The organism is Aeromonas eucrenophila (genome assembly GCF_000819865.1).
Lineage (GTDB): Bacteria > Pseudomonadota > Gammaproteobacteria > Enterobacterales > Aeromonadaceae > Aeromonas > Aeromonas eucrenophila.
The window spans coordinates 129,635-147,073 of record NZ_CDDF01000008.1 but is presented as its reverse complement, the minus strand read 5'-3'; the positions used below and the strand labels follow the sequence as shown (position 1 = coordinate 147,073).

The following is a 17,439-nucleotide window of genomic DNA, read 5'->3' as shown; positions in this document are numbered from 1 at the left end:
GAGGTTCAAAATGCTTCATTGCCGTTTCTGCTTTTTAATGACGGGAGGGTTCAATGGCTGTAGCTGCCAATAAGCGTTCGGTAATGACGCTGTTTTCCGGTGCCAACGATATGTTCAGCCATCAGGTGCGTATTGTCCTGGCGGAGAAGGGTGTTAGCGTAGATATCTGCCAGGTTGATCCGAGCAACCTGCCGGACGAGCTGGCCGAGCTGAACCCCTACAACACTGTGCCGACCCTGGTGGATCGCGAGCTGGCGTTGTACACCTCGCGCATCATCATGGAGTATCTGGACGAGCGCTTCCCGCACCCGCCCCTGATGCCGGTCTATCCGGTGGCGCGCGGCAACAGCCGTCTGATGATGCATCGCATCGAGCTGGACTGGTACTCCCTGGCCGACAAGATCATGGCAGGCACCGACGTCGAGGCCGCTCGTACCGAGCTGCGTGACAACCTGCTGGCCATAGCGCCGATCTTCGGCGAGATGCCCTACTTCATGAGCGAAGAGTTCGGTCTGGTCGACTGCTACATGGCTCCGCTGTTGTGGCGTCTGCCGAGCCTCGGCATCGACTTCACCGGTCGTGGTGCCAAGGAGCTGAAGGCCTACATGGTACGTCTGTTCGAGCGCGAATCCTTCCAGGCTTCCCTGACCGAAGCCGAGCGCGAGATCCGCGCCAGCGTATGAGCACTGAACCGACCATGACACCCAGTCGCCCGTATCTGTTGCGGGCGTTCTTCGACTGGCTGCTGGATAACGAGCTGACCCCCCATCTGGTGGTCAACGCCAATATCCCCCATGTGATGGTGCCGATGCAGTTTGTGCAGGATGGCCAGATCGTCCTGAACATAGCGCCCCGGGCCGTAGGCCAGTTCCACATGGACAATGAAGCCGTCAGCTTCAGCGCCCGCTTCGGCGGTGTGTCGCAGCAGGTCTATATCCCCATGGCGGCCATCCTGGCCATCCATGCCCGGGAGAACGGCGTGGGTACCCTGTTCCCGCCCGAGCCGGGTTATGATCTCTGGCTGGAGCAGGCCGAGGGGCCCGCCGAGCCCGAGCCTGAGCCGCCGCGTCCAAGCGGTCGTCCGGCCCTGAAAGTCATCAAATAAAAAACGCAGCCAGTTGGCTGCGTTTTTTCATCTCACCCTTGCCCAGCTTAGTTTTGGGCAAACTCGAAGGCCTTGATCACCTGCTTCACACCGCTGACGTGGCGGGCGATTTCGACGGCCTGATCCCCTTCCTTGCGGGTGACCAGACCGATGAGGAACACCTCGCCATTCTCGGTCACGACCTTGACCTTGGTGCTGTCAAAGTCCTTGGTGCCCAGCATGTCGGCCCGCACCTTGGAGGTGATCCAGGAGTCGTTGCTGCGCACGCCAATGCTCACCGGCTTGCCGAGACGCAGCTCATTGTAGACATGGCGCACCCCTTCGATGCGGCCCACGATCTTGCCCGCTTCCTGTTTGTAAGCGTCGGACGGTGTCTGACCGACCAGCAGGACACGACCGTTGTTGCTGTAGACGCTGATCTTGCTGGCCGCACTCAACGGCTTGTTGTCTGCCAGCAGATTGGCCGCCTTCAGTTCGATGGCCTGATCGTCCCATTGGGCGCCCAAGGTGCGGCGATCGCCGGTCGCTTTGGCGGTACCTGCTGCACCACCGACCACGACGGCGGCACAGCCTTGCAGCAGCAGGGAGCCAGCGAGCAGGCCGAGTACGAGAATATGCTTGTTCATGGTTTCAATCTTCCTGTTGCGGGAAAAGTGTCTGGTCGATGAGATCACACAGGCAGTGCAGGGTCAACAGGTTCACCTCCAGAATGCGAGGGCGACGGGCCGACGGCACCCGGACTTCCACATCGTTGGGGCCGAGCAGGCCGGCGATCTCGCCACCATCGCCACCGCCGAGCACTATGATGGTCATGTCGCGGGAGAGCGCCGCCTCGGCGGCCTTGATCAGGCTGCGGCTGTTGCCCGTGGTGGTGATGACCACCAGGATGTCACCGGGCTGACCCAGGGCCCGGATCTGTTTGGAATAGACCTCTTCGAAGCCGTGATCGGTGGCGATGGCACTGATGGTCGCCATATCGGGAGTGAGCGCCAGGCCCGGCAGGGAAGGGCGCGGCGTCTCGTAGCAGTTCACCAGTTCGGAGATGAACAGCTGAGCCAGTGCCGAGGAGGGACCATTGCCACAGGCCATCACCTTGTGGCCATTGAGCAGGCAGATGGTCAGCATCTGGGCCGCGGTGTGGATGGCCTCCGGCAGCGCCTCGGCGGCGGCTATCTTGGTCTGGATGCTTTCGGTGTAATTCTCTTTGATGGGATCAGTCATGGGGTCCTCTTAAAAAGCGTTCTGGATCCAGTCTGGCTGGTCGCCCTCGAACGCGATCACATCGAATCGGCAGGCCTGGCTGGCCTCGTTGATGGCATGTTGCTTGAAATAGTGGCGGGCGGCCAGCACGATCTTGTGCTGTTTGCGTCTTGTGACCGAGGCGGCGGCCCCACCATGGCTGGTGTGAGCACGATATCGGACCTCGACAAACACCAGGGTATCCCCCTGGCGCATGACGAGATCGATTTCGCCTCCTCGGCAGCGGTAGTTGCGAAGCACGGGTTGCAGGCCCCGGGCCTGCAACCAGCGTTCCGCTATTTGCTCAAAGTGCTGTCCCTTGCTCACCGCTGCCGATGGCAACAGGTTCAACCACTGCTGGTGCAGTCTGGTCAGTAGCTTCTTCATGGGGGCTGCTCTCGGGCTGGGGCAGGGCGCTGTCGCTGACCAGCTTGCCATCCTGATAGACGGCCCAATCCAGCACACGCACTACATTGCCATGGGGATCCACGCTCAGCTGGCCGCTCATGCCCGGTTGCTGCATGGCGTTGACCTTGCGCATCTGCTGCAGGTTGCCGGCCAGGCTGACCGCATCGTAACCGAGGGCAAACAGACGCAGCAGGTCACCCTGGGTCTGTGGCCAGAGCAACGCTATCTGCTCCCGCTCTTTCTCGTAGCCACCCAGCAGCAGCGGCATGTCGGCGATATGCATGCCGTTGAGCTCGGAGGCTGCCTCGGTGGCCCCGCTGTCATAGCCGCGCGAGCTGCTGTAGATGGGCAGGCTGCCCATGGGATTGACCGAGATGTCCACGTAGGGCTTGATCATCCGGGTTTCCAGGCTGTTGGCCACCACATAGACGGCGTCTATGCTGCGGGGCGCGGCATCGGACAGCTGAACGATTTCCCCGGCTCGGGCGGTGGAGTGCCCGCTCAGGGCGTTCTTGACCATGCCCTGCACCTCATTGCGCGCACCGAAGGTGGCGACCACGGGTTTCTCCTGGCTGACGCCGGCCCAGGCCTGTTCGAACGCCTTGATGCTGCTGTAGCCAATGCGGCCTTGCGCCGCGATCAGCAGTGGCTTGCGATAGCCCTGACCATAGAGGTACTGGGCGGCCTGGCTCGCATCGGCGGCGGCGGAGAGGGAGAAGTAGTAGGTGTTGTCGTTGACGATGGGCTTGTCCAGCTCATTGAGGGCCAGCACCGGCACGGTCGGGTTGGACTTGAGCAGCTCCTCGACCCTGTCCTTGAGCAGCGGGCCGATGATCATGTTGGCCCCCTCCTGGATCGCCTGCTTGTAGAGATCCCCCATCGCCTTGCTCTGGGTGTCATAGAAGTTCAGGGTGAATTGGCCCTGATTCTCCTTGTAGGACATCAGCATGCCGTTGCGAATGGCCGTGCCCTGGGCTTCCAGATTACCGGAGAGGGGCAGGAAGACGGCCACCTGCTGCAGTGCGCCCGTGTTCGTCGCAGCCAGATCGCCAAGGCCGGCCGGCATGTCGGTCTGGGCCGGATGGTTCGGGAAGGTCTGTTTCCAGCCTGCCAGTTGGCGGGCGAGCTGACTGGGCTGGGCACCGAACTCGTTCACCAGCGCCGCCAGTCGCAGCCAGCCGGTGGTCACGTCGGGGGCGGGGGCTTCTTCCAGCGCCTGCAGGGTGGAGGGAGTCATGCTTTTGAGCAGGGACCAGATCTGCTGGTGGTTGGTCGACAGCTCATTCTTGGCCAGATAGGGTTCCAACAAGATCAGCGACTTGGCAGCCCCGAACTGGTTATTGATGTTGAGCTGCAGCACCACCCGCTGGCGATACCAGTCCTTCTGGGTGTCGGCATCAAGGGCTACATCGGGCTTGCCCTCCAGCAGGATCAGCGCCTGATTGGCGTTGCCCTGGGCCAGCAACAGATGCGCCTGCAACAGTTGCAGCTGCGCCTTCTGCTCCGGGCTCTGGGCCTGCTTCTGCAGTTGCTGGTACAGGGCCGCCGCCGGTTTGGCCTGACCGAGCGCCAGATAGCTGCGCGCCGCCATCACCTGCCAGGTGAAGGCCTCGGCCGGTTTGGCAGGGTCGACCTGCTCCAGATACCACTGGGCATTCTTGGTCAGATCCGAGAACGCCGATGGCATGCCAGGCTGCCCGGAAGATGGATTGGGCTCCGACGCACAGGCGACGAGCAGAACCGCCGCGAGTAGGATGCCGAAGAGTCGTGATACACTTAGCTGCTTTGTAACCCGGTTCAAGTTCATTCCCCGACCAGTGTTGAAGTTCCCCATAGTGTAAACGGGCCAATATGGCGACACAATTGTCGGGACACTCGGAGATCCCATGAGTGACATCCCAACCCTGTATATAGTCCCCACTCCCATCGGTAATTTGGCGGATATCACCCAGCGTGCATTGAACATTTTACGCAGCGTCGATCTGGTGGCCGCCGAGGATACGCGTCATACCGGTATCCTGCTCAGCCACTACCAGATCTCGGTACCGACCTTCGCCCTGCACGATCATAACGAGCAGCAGAAGGCGGACGTATTGATAGGCCGGATCAAGGAGGGTAAGAGCGTGGCCCTGGTGTCCGATGCGGGCACCCCCCTCATCAGCGACCCTGGCTATCACTTGGTCACCCGTTGTCGCGAAGCCGGGGTCAAGGTAGTGCCGCTGCCGGGCCCCTGCGCCGCCATTACCGCACTCTCTGCCGCCGGCCTGCCCACCGATCGCTTCGCCTTCGAGGGATTCTTGCCGGCGAAGGCCAAGGGCCGTGACGACAGGCTGCAGGCCGTCATCGAGGACACCCGTTCCCTGGTGTTCTACGAATCCCCGCGTCGGGTGCAGGACACAGTAGAAGCAATTGCCCGCATCCTGGGAGAACGCCAGGTGGTGGTGTGCCGCGAGTTGACCAAGACCTTCGAGTCTATCCACGGCTTGCCTGCTTCCGAGATGCTGACCTGGCTCGGCGAGGACGATAACCGCTGTCGCGGCGAGATCGTGCTGGTGGTGGCCGGTGCCAGCAAGCTCGACGAAGAGCTGCCTGCCGAGGCGCTGCGTACCCTGGGGCTGCTGGTGGCCGAGCTGCCGCTGAAGAAAGCCGCCGCCCTCACCGCCGAGATCCACGGCGTGAAGAAGAATGCCCTCTACAAATACGGTCTCGAGCACTATTGAGTGATGTAAGGGCGTGGATAACAGACCCCATGGCAGTGAAATGCACTGGTGTGAGTGTAAAAACCAGCGATACCCTCTGTTGAAATGGGGCTGTTATCGCCCTGAATGGAGGTAAACGGCAATTGTCGGTTTACCCAGGGCGACGGACAAGGCTATAATCCGCGCCCGGAGTCGGCTGGGCAATCGCTGCTTCGTCGTTGTGTCCCTCGGGACAGACGGGCGGAGGGGAGGAAAGTCCGGGCTTCATAGGGCAGGGTGCCAGGTAACGCCTGGGAGGCGTGAGCCTACGACCAGTGCAACAGAGAGCAAACCGCCGATGGCCCGCAAGGGATCAGGTAAGGGTGAAAGGGTGCGGTAAGAGCGCACCGCGCGACTGGCAACAGTTCGTGGCACGGTAAACTCCACCCGAAGCAAGACCAAATAGGCCCCTATTGGCGCGGCCCGCGTTGGGGGCGGGTAGGTTGCTTGAGCCAGTGAGCGATTGCTGGCCTAGAGGAATGATTGCTACCGGGGCAACCCGGAACAGAACCCGGCTTACAGGCCGACTCCGACCTATTCAAGGTATGCAAGTACCTTAAAATCCCGGCACCTTTCAGGTGCCGGGATTTTTATTTCTGGGTTGCCGGACTGCCGCGTGGCACCTTTTAAAATTTTGTAATAAAGTTCTCGCCCTTTTCGGTCGCTCTATGTCGGCTGGACTATTTGTATCGATCACGCGGCTGGCCTGATGAGTGTCTTTATGGCAGTAGGGCGAGATAAAATGGCTAAGGTGGATTTGTAATGTCATCAAGCGGCGTAATGCTCACACCTTCTCGGCTACTGTCCGCTGAGCGAGGCAAGACCCTTCCCCATTATGATCTGCTGGGCGTCGAGCGAGCCAATGTGGCGCGGCTCAAGCAACTTAACACCCAGTTGGGATCCTTCTCATTGCAGGCCTCGGGTTGCATGGCCCAGCTATTCAACGCCGCAGACTGCGATCTGACCTACCAGGATTTTTCCTCCACCCAGCCACAGGCTCGGGATGACCACCTGATCTGGGTCGAGGCCCGCACCCCGATCGATGCGCAGCGCGTTGCCTACTTCTCCATTGCTCCTTCGGTGATTTACCGGCTTGCCGTGCTGTTTTTCGGTGGCTCTCTGCAGCATAAGGGTGCTGAGGCAGCACATGGCAAAGGCCTGACCGATACCGAGCAGCGTTTGCTGCTGCGGTTATGCCAGTACCAGATAGATATCTGGTCTGCCTGCCTCGGTCAGGGGGATCTCGCGTGGCAGTTGAACCTGATCTCCCGGGATGCAGTGCCGGCATCACGTCTCTGGGTCGCGGAGGCGCACCTGATTGCAGGTGGTTACACCCACGATTGGCAATTCTGGCTTGAGCCACCACAGGAGACCCTTGGCATTACTGCGGGTCACCGGGTGCAGGAGGCACAACTGGAACAAGCCCTGACGCAAGTTCCGGTACAGCTGCGGATAGTCATGGGACAAATGTCCATGACCCTGGCGGATCTGGAATGCCTCAAGGTGGGGGACGTGCTCTCACTGGAGTTACCCGAGGTCGTACCGGCATTGATCGGTAACCGCCCCTGCTTTAACGGACGCATTGCTGAACATAAAGGCAGCCTGGTGTATCAGGTTGCAACTGTGGTAGAGGAGTAGTCGAATCATGAACGAACACAATTTGAACGACCCGCTGGATCTGGACGGCCTGGATCAACTGTTTGGTGATGATATCAGCATGCCGAGTGCGGCCGACTACATGGCCCCCACCAGTAGCAGCAAGCAGCGCGATCTCTCCTTCTTCCACCAGATCCCGGTCAAGGTGACGCTGGAAGTCGCCAGTACCGAGGTGGCGCTGGGTGAATTGATGCGCGTCGAGGAAGGCGCCGTCATCGAGCTGGACAAGTTGGCGGGTGAACCGCTGGACGTACGCGTCAATGGCCGCTTGCTGGCCAAGGGTGAGGTCGTGGTCGTGAATGGCAAATACGGCTTGCGCCTGGTCGATGTGGTCGATACCAACCTGCTGGGTGGCATGAACGACTGATGCGTTACCTGCTGGTTGCCCTGCTGCTGTTCTCGTTGCCCAGTTGGGCGGCGGCGGATATGACGCTGTTCTCTGTCTCACCCGGTGCCTCAGGGGGAGAAGATTACAGCATCAAGCTGCAGATCCTGTTCTTTATGACCCTGCTGGGTCTGTTGCCGACCCTGCTGCTGATGATGACCAGCTTCACCCGGATCATCATAGTGCTGGCCATTTTGCGTCAGGCCCTGGGCCTGCAGCAGAGCCCTCCCAACCGGGTGTTGATCGGTATCAGCCTGATCCTGACCCTGGTGATCATGAGGCCGGTCTGGACCGACATGTACCAGCATGCCTTCGTGCCCTATGACCAGAACGAGATCACCCTGACGGAAGGCTTGGCCAGAGCCGAGAAGCCGTTGCGCCAGTTCATGCTGGCCCAGACCCGGGAACCTGATCTGGAGCAGATGCTGCGCATCTCGGGGGAGGCCACCACGCTGGCCAAGAGTGACGTGCCCTTTGGAGTGCTCTTGCCCGCCTTCGTGCTGAGCGAGTTGAATACCGCTTTCCAGATAGGTTTCATGTTGTTTATTCCCTTCCTGGTCATCGATCTGGTTGTCGCCAGCGTCTTGATGGCGATGGGGATGATGATGCTCTCGCCGCTGATCATCTCGCTGCCGTTCAAGCTGATGGTGTTCGTGCTGGTGGATGGCTGGTCCATGACGGTAGGCACTCTGGCCGCCAGTTTCGGTGGCGGAGGCTGACGTGACCCCAGAGCAGAGTGTGGCCCTGGTTGGGGGCGCCGTGAATCTGGTGGTGGTCATGGTCTCGGTGCTGATCGTGCCCGGCCTCATCGTCGGGCTGGTGGTCAGTATTTTTCAAGCCGCGACCCAGATCCAGGAACAGACCCTCAGCTTCCTGCCCCGCTTCATCGTCACCCTGATGACGCTTATCTTCACGGGCAACTGGCTGTTGTCGCAGATCACCACCCTGTTTGCCGACCTGTTCCAGAAGATCCCCGGATTGATCGGATGAACTCCCTGCTGTCGCTCAGTGCGGCCGAGCTGACAGCCTGGCTTGGGCAGTGGTGGTGGCCCTTCATCCGTATCGCCGCCGCCTTCTGGGTGATGCCGGTGTTTGGCGATGGCCGTATCCCGGTCCAGGTTCGCCTCTTTCTCGCCTTCGTCATCAGCCTGCTGATCGCCCCCATGTTGAAAGGGATGCCGGTGCTCGATCCCTTCAGTACCGGCGCCCTGGTGCTGACGCTGGAGCAACTGCTGTTCGGGCTGCTGTTCGGGCTCTGCATCCAGATGCTGTTCATGGTCATGACCATGGCCGGGCAGATCCTCTCCATGCAGATGGGTCTGGCGATGGCGATGATGAATGATCCCTCCAACGGGGATAGCGCCCCCATCGTCAGCCAGATCATGTTGGTCTTCTGCTCGCTGCTGTTTCTCGGCCTGAACGGCCATTTGGTGACCCTGGATGTGCTGGTGCAGAGCCTGCGCAGTTGGCCGCCGGGCTCGTCACTCTATGCGTTGGATGTGAAGGGCGTCATCGGCCTGTTCGGTTGGAGCATAGGCGCCGCGCTGATCCTGACCCTGCCGGCGGTGGTCGCCATGCTGATGGTCAACCTCACCTTTGGGGTGCTTAACCGTACCGCTCCCTCCCTGAACATTTTCTCGCTTGGCTTCCCCATGACCCTGCTGCTGGGGCTCTTGACCATGGCCATCTCCATCAGTGGGGTTCCGGCTCGTTATCTGGATCTGGTTGGTCATGTGCTGACCCAGCTCAGGATGTTGACACCGACATGAGCCAGAACAGCGCACAGGACAAAACCGAAGAGGCCTCTTCCCAGAAACGGCGCAAGGCGAAGGAAGATGGGCAGATAGCGCGCTCCAAGGAGTTGAGCTCCGCCGGTCTGCTGCTGCTTGGGGGTCTGGCCATGCAGTGGATGGTGCCCAGTTTTGGTCTGTTTTTTGCTGAGTTGATGAAGCGCCCCCAGCGTTTCGACTGGCAGGGGGCGCGGGATCCCCAGATGATGATCCATTGGACGGCGGAGGCCCTGCTCGGCATGTTGTGGGTGCTGCTGCCGCTGTTCGGTTTTCTGGCCGTGCTGTTGATCCTGCTCAGCATAGTGCCGGGTGGCATGGTGCTGGCCTGGAAGAAGCTGATGCCGAGCGGGGAGAAGCTCAATCCGCTCAAGGGCCTCAAGCGGATGTTTTCGACTCACAGCCTGATGGAGCTGCTGAAGTCCCTGCTCAAGGTGCTGCTGATCGGCGGCACCCTCGCCCTGATGCTTCAGCACCAGTGGCCCCTGTTGATGATGATGAACCGCATGCCACCCCAGGCAGCCATGGAACAGGCGCTGCGGATCCTCTCCCAGGCATTCATCTTGCTAGGTTCGGTGCAGATGCTGATCGCCGTGCTGGATGTGCCTTACCAACGCTGGTCACTGAACAAGCAGTTGAAGATGACCAAGCAGGAGGTCAAGGACGAGCACAAGAACAGTGAGGGGCGACCGGAGATCAAGGCCAAGATCCGCCAGGTGCAGGGCATGCTGGCGCGGGCGCGCATCGAGCAACGGGTACCGCAGGCAGATGTGATCATCGTGAACCCGACCCATTATGCGGTGGCCATCAAATATGACCCCGAGCGTGCCAATGCCCCTTACGTGATCGCCAAGGGGATAGACAGCATGGCGGAGCGGATCCGCCAGGTGGCAAAGCAGCACGATAAGATGGTGATGAGCCTGCCGGAACTGACCCGGGCCATCTACCACTCCACTCGGGTTGATCAGGAAGTACCGGCTGGTCTCTACACCGCAGTCGCCTATGTATTGAATCACGTATTGCAGCTACGGGCCTATGAGGCAGGCAAGGGCAAGAAGCCCCATCCCCTTGCTCCTTTGCATGTGCCGCCCGAGTTACGTCAACCTGAGAGGTAAGTTGTGAACTGGCGTGTATTGACCCAATCCTATACAGCTATCCCCATGATGTTATTGGCCATTCTGGCCATGATGATCCTGCCCCTGCCCGGTTGGCTGCTGGATGCGTTGTTTACCTTCAACATAGTGCTGGCCGTGTTGGTGCTGCTGGTCTCGGTCTCGGCCCGACGTCCGCTCGATTTCTCCGTGTTCCCGACCGTGTTGCTGGTTGCCACCCTGATGCGGCTGTCGCTGAACGTCGCCTCTACCCGGGTCGTGTTGCTCCATGGTCATGAGGGGCATGAGGCCGCCGGTAAAGTCATTCAGGCGTTCGGTGAGGTGGTCATCGGCGGTAACTATGTGGTGGGTCTGGTGGTCTTCGTGATCCTGATGATCATCAACTTCGTGGTGATCACCAAGGGTGGAGAGCGGATCTCCGAAGTCTCCGCCCGCTTCACCCTGGACGCCATGCCGGGCAAGCAGATGGCCATCGATGCCGATCTCAACGCTGGCACGCTGGATCAGCACCAGGCCCGGGCCCGTCGAGAGGAGATCTCCAGAGAGGCCGACTTCTACGGCGCCATGGACGGGGCCTCCAAGTTCGTGCGGGGGGATGCCATCGCCGGCTTGCTGGTACTGATCATCAACCTGGTCGGCGGCCTCGCCATCGGTATCTTCCAGCACTCGTTGCCGGTGTCCGATGCCTTCCGGATCTACGCCCTGCTCACCATAGGTGACGGTCTGGTCGCCCAGATCCCCTCACTGCTGATGTCCACTGCGGCGGCCATCATAGTGACGCGGGTCAGTGACGAAGGTGAGATGTCGGATCAGGTCGGTCAGCAGATCCTGGCCTCACCCCGGGTCATCTACACGGCCGCGACCATCATGCTGATCCTGGGCCTGGTGCCCGGCATGCCCATGCTGGCCTTCCTCAGCTTCGCCGCCGTGCTGGCATGGACAGGCTGGAGCGTCAGCAAGCGCAGGGTCAATGATCCGGATCTTGACGCCGCTCAGGCTCTGACTCGGCAGATGACGCAACCCGAGCCTCAAGGACTGGATTGGCAGGATCTGCCGCCGGTGGACTCGGTGGCCATAGAATTAGGTTATCGGTTGGTACCGCTGGCCGAGGTGGAAAAGGGGGCTGAACTGCTGGCCCGGGTGCGAGGTATCCGCAAAACCCTCTCCGAGCAATATGGCTTCTTGTTGCCGGAGATCCGGGTGCGGGACAACCTGCAACTGCAACCGGATCAGTATCGCATCAAGCTGTCCGGTATCGCCTTGGCCGTGGGGAATGTGGATTGCCAACGCCTGATGGCGATCAGCAGCGGAGAAACTTACGGTGTGCTTGACGGCGAGCTGACCCAGGATCCGGCCTATGGCATGAATGCGGTCTGGATCTCGCCGGAGCACAAGGCTAAGGCACTCAACCTCGGTTACTCGGTCGTGGACTCCGCGACCGTCATTGCCACCCATACCAGCAAGTTGCTAAGGGAGCAGCTCGATGCGCTGTTCGGCCATGACGAGGTCGGCAAGCTGGGCCAGTATCTGGCCACCCAGTCCCCCCGCCTAGCGGAAGAGCTCAACGCGGCGCTGACCCAGATGCAGCAGCTGCGGGTCTTCCGCCAGCTGCTCAAGGAGCAGATCAGCCTCACCGACATCCGTACCATAGCAACGACCCTGCTGGATGCGAGTGAGCTGACCAAGGATCCTGTCCTGTTGGCATCGGATGTGCGCTGCGCCCTGAAGCGCCAGATCGTCAGACAGGCGATAGGTTCGCGGGATATTCTGGCGGCCTTCACCTTGGATGATCGCCTGGAGCAGACTCTGCTAGCGGCGATGAGCCAGTCCCAGCAACAGGGGAAAATCCAGCTGGACAGCTTCCCGGTCGATCCTCAATTGCTGGCACAACTGCAACAGAACATGCCGCTGGTGAAGGAGCAATTACAGCAGCAGGGATATGCCCCCGTGCTGGTGGTCATGCCCCAGCTCAGGCCGCTGATCGCCCGTTATGCCCGTTCCTTCTCAAAAGGTCTCAAAGTACTCTCTTACAATGAAATACCAGAAGATTTGAGGGTGGAAGTTATTGGTACCCTGGGCTGAAGTTGAATTGCCATGTGGGTATTTTGACAGGAAGAGGGTATTCCGCTTATCTGCTTGAATTGTCATATAAAGCCGTTATCATGTGACGGCTTTTGACGTAACCGATTGTTACAATAAAAGTAAAATAATATTATAAAATATAACAAGCTACATGTGCCACATGGCTTTAAGGACAGCAAAGCCATGCCATCCAAATACGGGTCGCCGCATGATAAAGGCAAACTGAACTGAAAAGTCAGGACGCAAAGCCTCCGGTCTAACAGCATTGATGCTAATGATAGCGGGGTTACCAAGGCCATGATTCCTGCCTTGTTTCCATATCAAATATAGAGAGAACGCTCAATAAGGCGCGTTGTTTCTATTCATGGTGCGTTTTTATTTTTGAGCGTCAGTTCTGTTGATTGATTCATGTACAATCACAGGTTCGGGTTTATATGCTTTCTGATTTGTCTATCAAGGAAAATTCAATACCGCTCGGTATTGAAGCTCAGCCACACCTATTATTTGTTTCGCCATCGTTATCAAATGGAAACGATATTGAGGCAATATTGCAGAGCTCCGGCTATCGGGTCTCCTGCCTGGATTCCCTCCCCAAGGCGAGGAGCTTTCTCTCGCAACACCGGGTCGATTTGATACTGCTCGATATGGTCGCCATGACCGAAGCGGGTCCCTCCATGATGCAGCAACTGGATGGGGCCGACTGCATCATCATGGTCAATGAGCATCAGGCCTATCTGGCGGCCGAAGCCATGCGTGCCGGTGCCGTTGACTACATCATCAAACCTTTCAGCCCGCGGCAGATGATCGAGGTGATCAGGGGGGCACTGCGCCTGCGTCAAGCCATTCCCAACCTGATTGCCGTCTCCCCCCTGAGCCTGCAAGTGCTGCAACTCGCCCGGCGTGCCGCCAAGACCTCAGCCACCATCCTCATTGGTGGCGAGTCGGGCACGGGCAAGGAGCGCTTGGCACGTTATATCCACGAGATGTCCAGCCGATCAGGTAAACCCTTCGTGGCCATCAACTGTGCGGCCATCCCCGAGGCCATGCTCGAATCCATCCTGTTCGGGCACAGCAAGGGAGCCTTCACGGGGGCGACGGCGAGCCAGCAGGGCAAGTTTGAGCTGGCTCAGGGGGGCACTCTGCTGCTCGATGAAATCTCCGAGCTGCCACTGACGTTGCAGGCCAAGTTGCTGCGGGTACTGCAAGAGAAAGAAGTGGAGCGACTGGGTAGTCATCAGGTGATAGCACTGGATGTGCGGATCATCGCCGCCAGCAATCGAGACTTGCGGGAACTGGTTGCACGAGGAGAGTTTCGCGAGGATCTGTTCTATCGCCTGGATGTATTGCCCATGAGCTGGCCTGCATTGCGGGAGCGCCAGGGCGATATTCTGCCGCTGGCCGAGTACTTCATTGAGCGTTACGCCGCGCTACAGGGGTATCGCCTGAGCGAGGGGGCCCGTCAACAGCTGCTCGCCTATGACTGGCCAGGCAATGTGCGTGAGCTGGACAACGTCATCCAGCGGGCCTTAATTATGGCTCGCGGATTGCATATTCAGGCAGTCGATTTGATGTTGCCCCATTATGCCGTTGAAACCGACAACCTGTTACCGGAAACACTCGCGGCGCCAGAAGGGCTCAGCGAGACCAGGCGGCATGCTGAATTTCAATTTGTACTAGAGACCTTGCGTCGTTTCCGTGGTCATCGGACTCGTACGGCCGAGGCCCTTGGGATGACGACCCGGGCGCTGAGATACAAGCTGGCAGCCATGCGTGAGCAGGGCATCAATGTCGAGCAGCAGATTCAAAACTAAGGGATAACCGAGTGAAGATTGAAATGATGTCATCACAGGTGACGCTCCTGCAGCAGATGCAGGAAATGCAGCGTATCGCCAATCAACCCCCTTCCATAGAGTCGAATGATACATCGACCGTTTCGTTCAGCGATGCCATGCGCGATGTCGTCGGGCGAGTCAACGAGCAGCAGAATATAGCGTCCACCCTGATGACCGCCGTCGATGCGGGTCAGAGTGACGATCTGGTTGGCGCCATGGTGGCCAGCCAGAAAGCCGGTCTCAGTTTTTCCGCCCTGATGCAGGTGCGCAACAAACTGATGACGGGTTTTGATGACATCATGCGCATGCCGCTCTGAGGTTGGTAATGACTGAACTGGTTTCGTCCTCCCAAGGGTCTTCCGACTCTTTCATGACCCGGGTCCAGGAAGGGCTGCGCAGCTGGCGCACCCTGTCTCGCGACAACAAATCCATTCTGACCATTGCCCTGCTGGCCGCGATCGTCGCAGGCACCATAGTGGTGATCCTGTGGACCTCCAGCAAGAACTACGTCCCGCTCTACGGCAAACAGGAGCTCTACGACACGGCCAACATCATGGAGATGCTGGAGAAGGAGCAGGTGCCATTCCGGCTGGAGAAGAGTACCGGCCAGATCCTGGTACCAGAGAGTCAGTTGGCCCATGTACGGATGGCGCTGGCTGCACGGGGGGTCAGAGCCGCCATGCCCGCCGGTCTGGAAGGACTGGATACGGTCACCGGGCTGGGCACCAGCGAATTTATGGAGGGGGCGCGTTATCGCCATGCGCTGGAAGGCGAGCTGGCCAGAACCATCATCTCGCTGGACGCGGTGCGCAGCGCGCGGGTGCACCTGGCAATCCCCAAAAGGACCCTGTTTGTCGGCCGTGACGAAGAGAAACCCAGCGCCTCAGTGATGCTGGATCTCCAGCCCGGACAATCCATGGAGCCTGGGCAGGTAGAGGCGATCGCCAACCTGGTGGCGGGCAGTATCTCGGGCATGAAACCGGGAGCCGTGACCATAGTGGATCAGGCCGGACAACTGCTGAGCGCCGAGTTGGGCGACAGGGCGGGTTTTGGCAAGCAGAGCGTTCAGCAGATGGAGTATGTGCGCAAGCTGGAACAGTACATCCGCCAGCGCGCCAACGACATGCTCTACCCCATGCTGGGCACCGGCAACTTCCGGGTGCAGATCGCCGCAGACGTCAACTTCAACGCGGTGGAGGAGACCCAGCAGCAGCTGGATCCGCAGGGGGTGATCACCAAGGAATCCAGCAAGTCCGACAAGACCATAGATGCGCTGGCCCTCGGCATCCCGGGTGCACTCTCCAATCGCCCCCCCGAGACGACGCCTCAGGCCGATCAGACAGCCAAAAATGAGGCTGCGACAGCGGAGCCGGCCAAGAATGACAGCCGGACCGAGCGTCAGGAAGTGAACAAGCAGTATGAAAACAGCCGCACCATAGTGCATACCCGCTATCAGCAGGGGCGTCTGGAGCGCATGAACGTCTCCATCTTGCTGAATCAGCAGAGTGGTCCCAAGGAGGGCTGGAAGGCAGAGCAGCTGGAGCAGATCCGGCAGATGGTTGAGCGTTCGGTCGGATTTGATACCGCCCGTGGTGATCAGATCAGTCTGCAGGTGTTCGACTTCACCGGTGCAACCCCCATTGCCCCGCCCGAGTCGAGTTGGTTGGAGACGCCTTACTGGCAGGACTCCTTGCGTTATCTGGTCGGGGGATTGCTGGGTCTGACGCTGGTATTCTTCGGCATTCGGCCGCTGGTGAAACACCTGGTGCGCACACAGCAATATCCCGAGGCCGAGCCGTCGGAGCAGCAGGATGATGAGGCGGAGGAACCCACAGTGGGTCTCGCCATGCGCCGTGAGGCCGATGCCTTGCTGGAAGGCACCTCCGCCAGCAATGGCCTGTTCCAGGCCGAGCACAAGATGGAGCCCAGGTTCTCCTCCCTGGACTTAGAGGCTCTGCCAGAGCCCGGCTCCGAGCTGGAAGTGCAGCTCAAACACTTGCAACTGCTGGTAGAGAAAGATACGGCCCGTGTGGCGGAAGTGGTCAGATCATGGGTGAGTGGCAATGAACAACGGTAATCTGAATCAAAATGCGGTCGACATCGATATCGACAACCTCGAAAAAGCTGCCATCTTGCTGCTGAGCATGGGGACCGAGGCGGCCGCCAAGGTGATGCAGAAGCTCTCACGAGACGAGGTACAGAGCCTTATCTCCAAGATGGCGGGTCTGTCAGGGGTGAGCTCGATCGAGGCAAAGTGGACGCTGCAGCAGTTCTTCAACCAATACCGCGAGCAGAGCGGTATTGGCAGTGCCTCGCGGGAGTACCTCGAACAGACGCTGGATCTGGCGCTGGGTCAGCGTCTCTCCCGCAGCCTGCTCGACAGTCTCTATGGCGACGTCATGAGCCAGGATATCCAGCGCCTGCAGTGGGTACCTGCCGATGTCCTCGCCCGTTTCTTCCGTAATGAGCACCCGCAGATGCAGGCGGTATTGCTCGCTTTCCTTCCCCCACAGACGGCCTCGGCCGTGCTGGATGCGTTGCCGGGCTCGGTACACGACGATCTGCTGGTGCGGGTTGCCAGCCTGAGCAGCGTCAGTGAACACGTGCTGGCCGAGTTGAGGCTGACCCTGGATCGCTGCCTGGTCTACGTTGCCGATCAGTCCGGCGCCAAGGTGAACGGTGTCCGTCAGGTCGCCGATATCCTGAATCGCTATCAGGGCAACAAGGAGCAGATGCTCTCCTTGCTGCGGGAGCATGATGGCGACATGGCGCTCGAGATAGAGAAGAACATGTTCGACTTCATGGCCCTGCGTCGGCAGAGCGATGACACCTTGCAGCGTCTGGTACAGGAGCTGCCGGCGGATCTGTTGGCCCTGGCGCTGAAAAATACCGAAGCCAGCTTCCGCAAGGTGGTGCTTGGCGCCATGCCGAAACGGATGGCACAGGCACTGGAGGCCCAGATCCAGGATCAGGGCAGTGTCTCCTTGCGCAAGGTGGAGCAGGCCCGGGAAGAGGTAATGCAACTGGTACGGGAGCTGGTGGAGCAGGGCGAAGTCGAATTCCAGCTGTTCGAAGAGCCGACCGTCAACTAACAG

The 17,439-nt window shown here is 59.6% G+C and carries 18 protein-coding genes, 1 other RNA gene and 1 riboswitch; of the genes, 15 read left to right on the top strand and 4 right to left on the bottom strand.

Going from position 1 to position 17,439, the window contains the following annotated elements:
- Window positions 1-53: 53 nt before the first annotated feature.
- Both sspA and BN1124_RS09710 read left to right on the top strand, forming a co-directional pair.
- Window positions 54-683 carry a stringent starvation protein SspA gene (gene sspA, locus BN1124_RS09715; RefSeq protein ID WP_042641376.1) on the top strand — a complete coding sequence of 210 codons (630 nt, stop codon included), beginning with the start codon at window positions 54-56 and terminating at the stop codon, window positions 681-683.
- The gene (locus BN1124_RS09710; RefSeq protein ID WP_042641374.1) at window positions 680-1,105 is read left to right on the top strand and encodes a ClpXP protease specificity-enhancing factor; all 426 of its coding nucleotides are present in this window, start codon (window positions 680-682) and stop codon (window positions 1,103-1,105) included. Before sspA ends, BN1124_RS09710 begins: the two co-directional genes overlap by 4 nt.
- A gap of 47 nt (window positions 1,106-1,152) precedes the next feature.
- On the opposite strand, the gene dolP is transcribed toward BN1124_RS09710, so the two are convergent.
- From dolP to BN1124_RS09690, 4 genes are read right to left on the bottom strand one after another with little or no spacing between them, the layout of a single operon-like run.
- Window positions 1,153-1,731, bottom strand: coding sequence for a division/outer membrane stress-associated lipid-binding lipoprotein (gene dolP / locus BN1124_RS09705; RefSeq protein WP_042641372.1), 579 nt, complete (start codon window positions 1,729-1,731; stop codon window positions 1,153-1,155).
- A gap of 4 nt (window positions 1,732-1,735) precedes the next feature.
- On the bottom strand, window positions 1,736-2,326 hold the full coding sequence (locus BN1124_RS09700; RefSeq protein ID WP_033132315.1) for a D-sedoheptulose-7-phosphate isomerase: 591 nt from the start codon (window positions 2,324-2,326) through the stop codon (window positions 1,736-1,738).
- A 9-nt stretch (window positions 2,327-2,335) separates the two neighbouring features.
- A complete protein-coding gene (locus BN1124_RS09695; protein WP_156128235.1) occupies window positions 2,336-2,731 on the bottom strand; it encodes a YraN family protein in 396 nt (131 codons plus the stop codon).
- On the bottom strand, window positions 2,649-4,439 hold the full coding sequence (locus BN1124_RS09690) for a penicillin-binding protein activator (RefSeq protein ID WP_042641371.1): 1,791 nt from the start codon (window positions 4,437-4,439) through the stop codon (window positions 2,649-2,651). Before BN1124_RS09690 ends, BN1124_RS09695 begins: the two co-directional genes overlap by 83 nt.
- A 199-nt stretch (window positions 4,440-4,638) precedes the next feature.
- On the opposite strand from BN1124_RS09690, the gene rsmI reads away from it, so the two are divergent.
- The 13 genes from rsmI to fliGL all read left to right on the top strand — a co-directional run bounded on the left by rsmI (window position 4,639) and on the right by fliGL (window position 17,436).
- Complete coding sequence (rsmI, locus tag BN1124_RS09685) at window positions 4,639-5,472, top strand: 16S rRNA (cytidine(1402)-2'-O)-methyltransferase (protein ID WP_042641369.1); 834 nt, start codon at window positions 4,639-4,641, stop codon at window positions 5,470-5,472.
- Between the two features lie 167 nt (window positions 5,473-5,639).
- An RNA gene (gene rnpB / locus BN1124_RS20540) (RNase P RNA component class A) lies at window positions 5,640-6,025 on the top strand.
- 245 nt (window positions 6,026-6,270) lie between these two features.
- Entirely contained in the window at window positions 6,271-7,128 is an 858-nt protein-coding gene (gene lfiM / locus BN1124_RS09680; protein WP_269429046.1) for a lateral flagellar motor switch protein LfiM, read from the top strand.
- A gap of 7 nt (window positions 7,129-7,135) precedes the next feature.
- Window positions 7,136-7,513: a lateral flagellar motor switch protein LfiN gene (lfiN, locus tag BN1124_RS09675; RefSeq protein WP_042641367.1), complete on the top strand. Its 378-nt coding sequence runs from the start codon at window positions 7,136-7,138 to the stop codon at window positions 7,511-7,513.
- Entirely contained in the window at window positions 7,513-8,250 is a 738-nt protein-coding gene (fliP, locus tag BN1124_RS09670; RefSeq protein WP_042641365.1) for a flagellar type III secretion system pore protein FliP, read from the top strand. Before lfiN ends, fliP begins: the two co-directional genes overlap by 1 nt.
- A gap of 1 nt (window position 8,251) precedes the next feature.
- On the top strand, window positions 8,252-8,521 hold the full coding sequence (gene fliQ, locus BN1124_RS09665) for a flagellar biosynthesis protein FliQ (protein WP_042641363.1): 270 nt from the start codon (window positions 8,252-8,254) through the stop codon (window positions 8,519-8,521).
- A complete protein-coding gene (lfiR, locus tag BN1124_RS09660; protein ID WP_042641362.1) occupies window positions 8,518-9,300 on the top strand; it encodes a lateral flagellar biosynthetic protein LfiR in 783 nt (260 codons plus the stop codon). The genes fliQ and lfiR overlap by 4 nt, the downstream gene beginning before the upstream one ends.
- Complete coding sequence (gene flhB, locus BN1124_RS09655; RefSeq protein WP_042641359.1) at window positions 9,297-10,433, top strand: flagellar biosynthesis protein FlhB; 1,137 nt, start codon at window positions 9,297-9,299, stop codon at window positions 10,431-10,433. Before lfiR ends, flhB begins: the two co-directional genes overlap by 4 nt.
- A gap of 3 nt (window positions 10,434-10,436) precedes the next feature.
- Window positions 10,437-12,512: a lateral flagellar biosynthesis protein LfhA gene (lfhA, locus tag BN1124_RS09650; RefSeq protein WP_042641357.1), complete on the top strand. Its 2,076-nt coding sequence runs from the start codon at window positions 10,437-10,439 to the stop codon at window positions 12,510-12,512.
- 206 nt (window positions 12,513-12,718) lie between these two features.
- Window positions 12,719-12,806: riboswitch (cyclic di-GMP riboswitch) on the top strand.
- A gap of 254 nt (window positions 12,807-13,060) precedes the next feature.
- Window positions 13,061-14,323 carry a lateral flagellar response regulator transcription factor LafK gene (gene lafK / locus BN1124_RS09645; RefSeq protein ID WP_269429045.1) on the top strand — a complete coding sequence of 421 codons (1,263 nt, stop codon included), beginning with the start codon at window positions 13,061-13,063 and terminating at the stop codon, window positions 14,321-14,323.
- A gap of 11 nt (window positions 14,324-14,334) precedes the next feature.
- The gene (gene lfiE / locus BN1124_RS09640; protein WP_048822947.1) at window positions 14,335-14,661 is read left to right on the top strand and encodes a lateral flagellar hook-basal body complex protein LfiE; all 327 of its coding nucleotides are present in this window, start codon (window positions 14,335-14,337) and stop codon (window positions 14,659-14,661) included.
- Window positions 14,662-14,678: 17 nt separating this feature from the next.
- The gene (gene fliFL, locus BN1124_RS09635; protein WP_197066202.1) at window positions 14,679-16,421 is read left to right on the top strand and encodes a lateral flagellar M-ring protein FliFL; all 1,743 of its coding nucleotides are present in this window, start codon (window positions 14,679-14,681) and stop codon (window positions 16,419-16,421) included.
- A complete protein-coding gene (fliGL, locus tag BN1124_RS09630) occupies window positions 16,408-17,436 on the top strand; it encodes a lateral flagellar motor switch protein FliGL (protein WP_042641352.1) in 1,029 nt (342 codons plus the stop codon). The genes fliFL and fliGL overlap by 14 nt, the downstream gene beginning before the upstream one ends.
- Window positions 17,437-17,439: the final 3 nt, after the last annotated feature.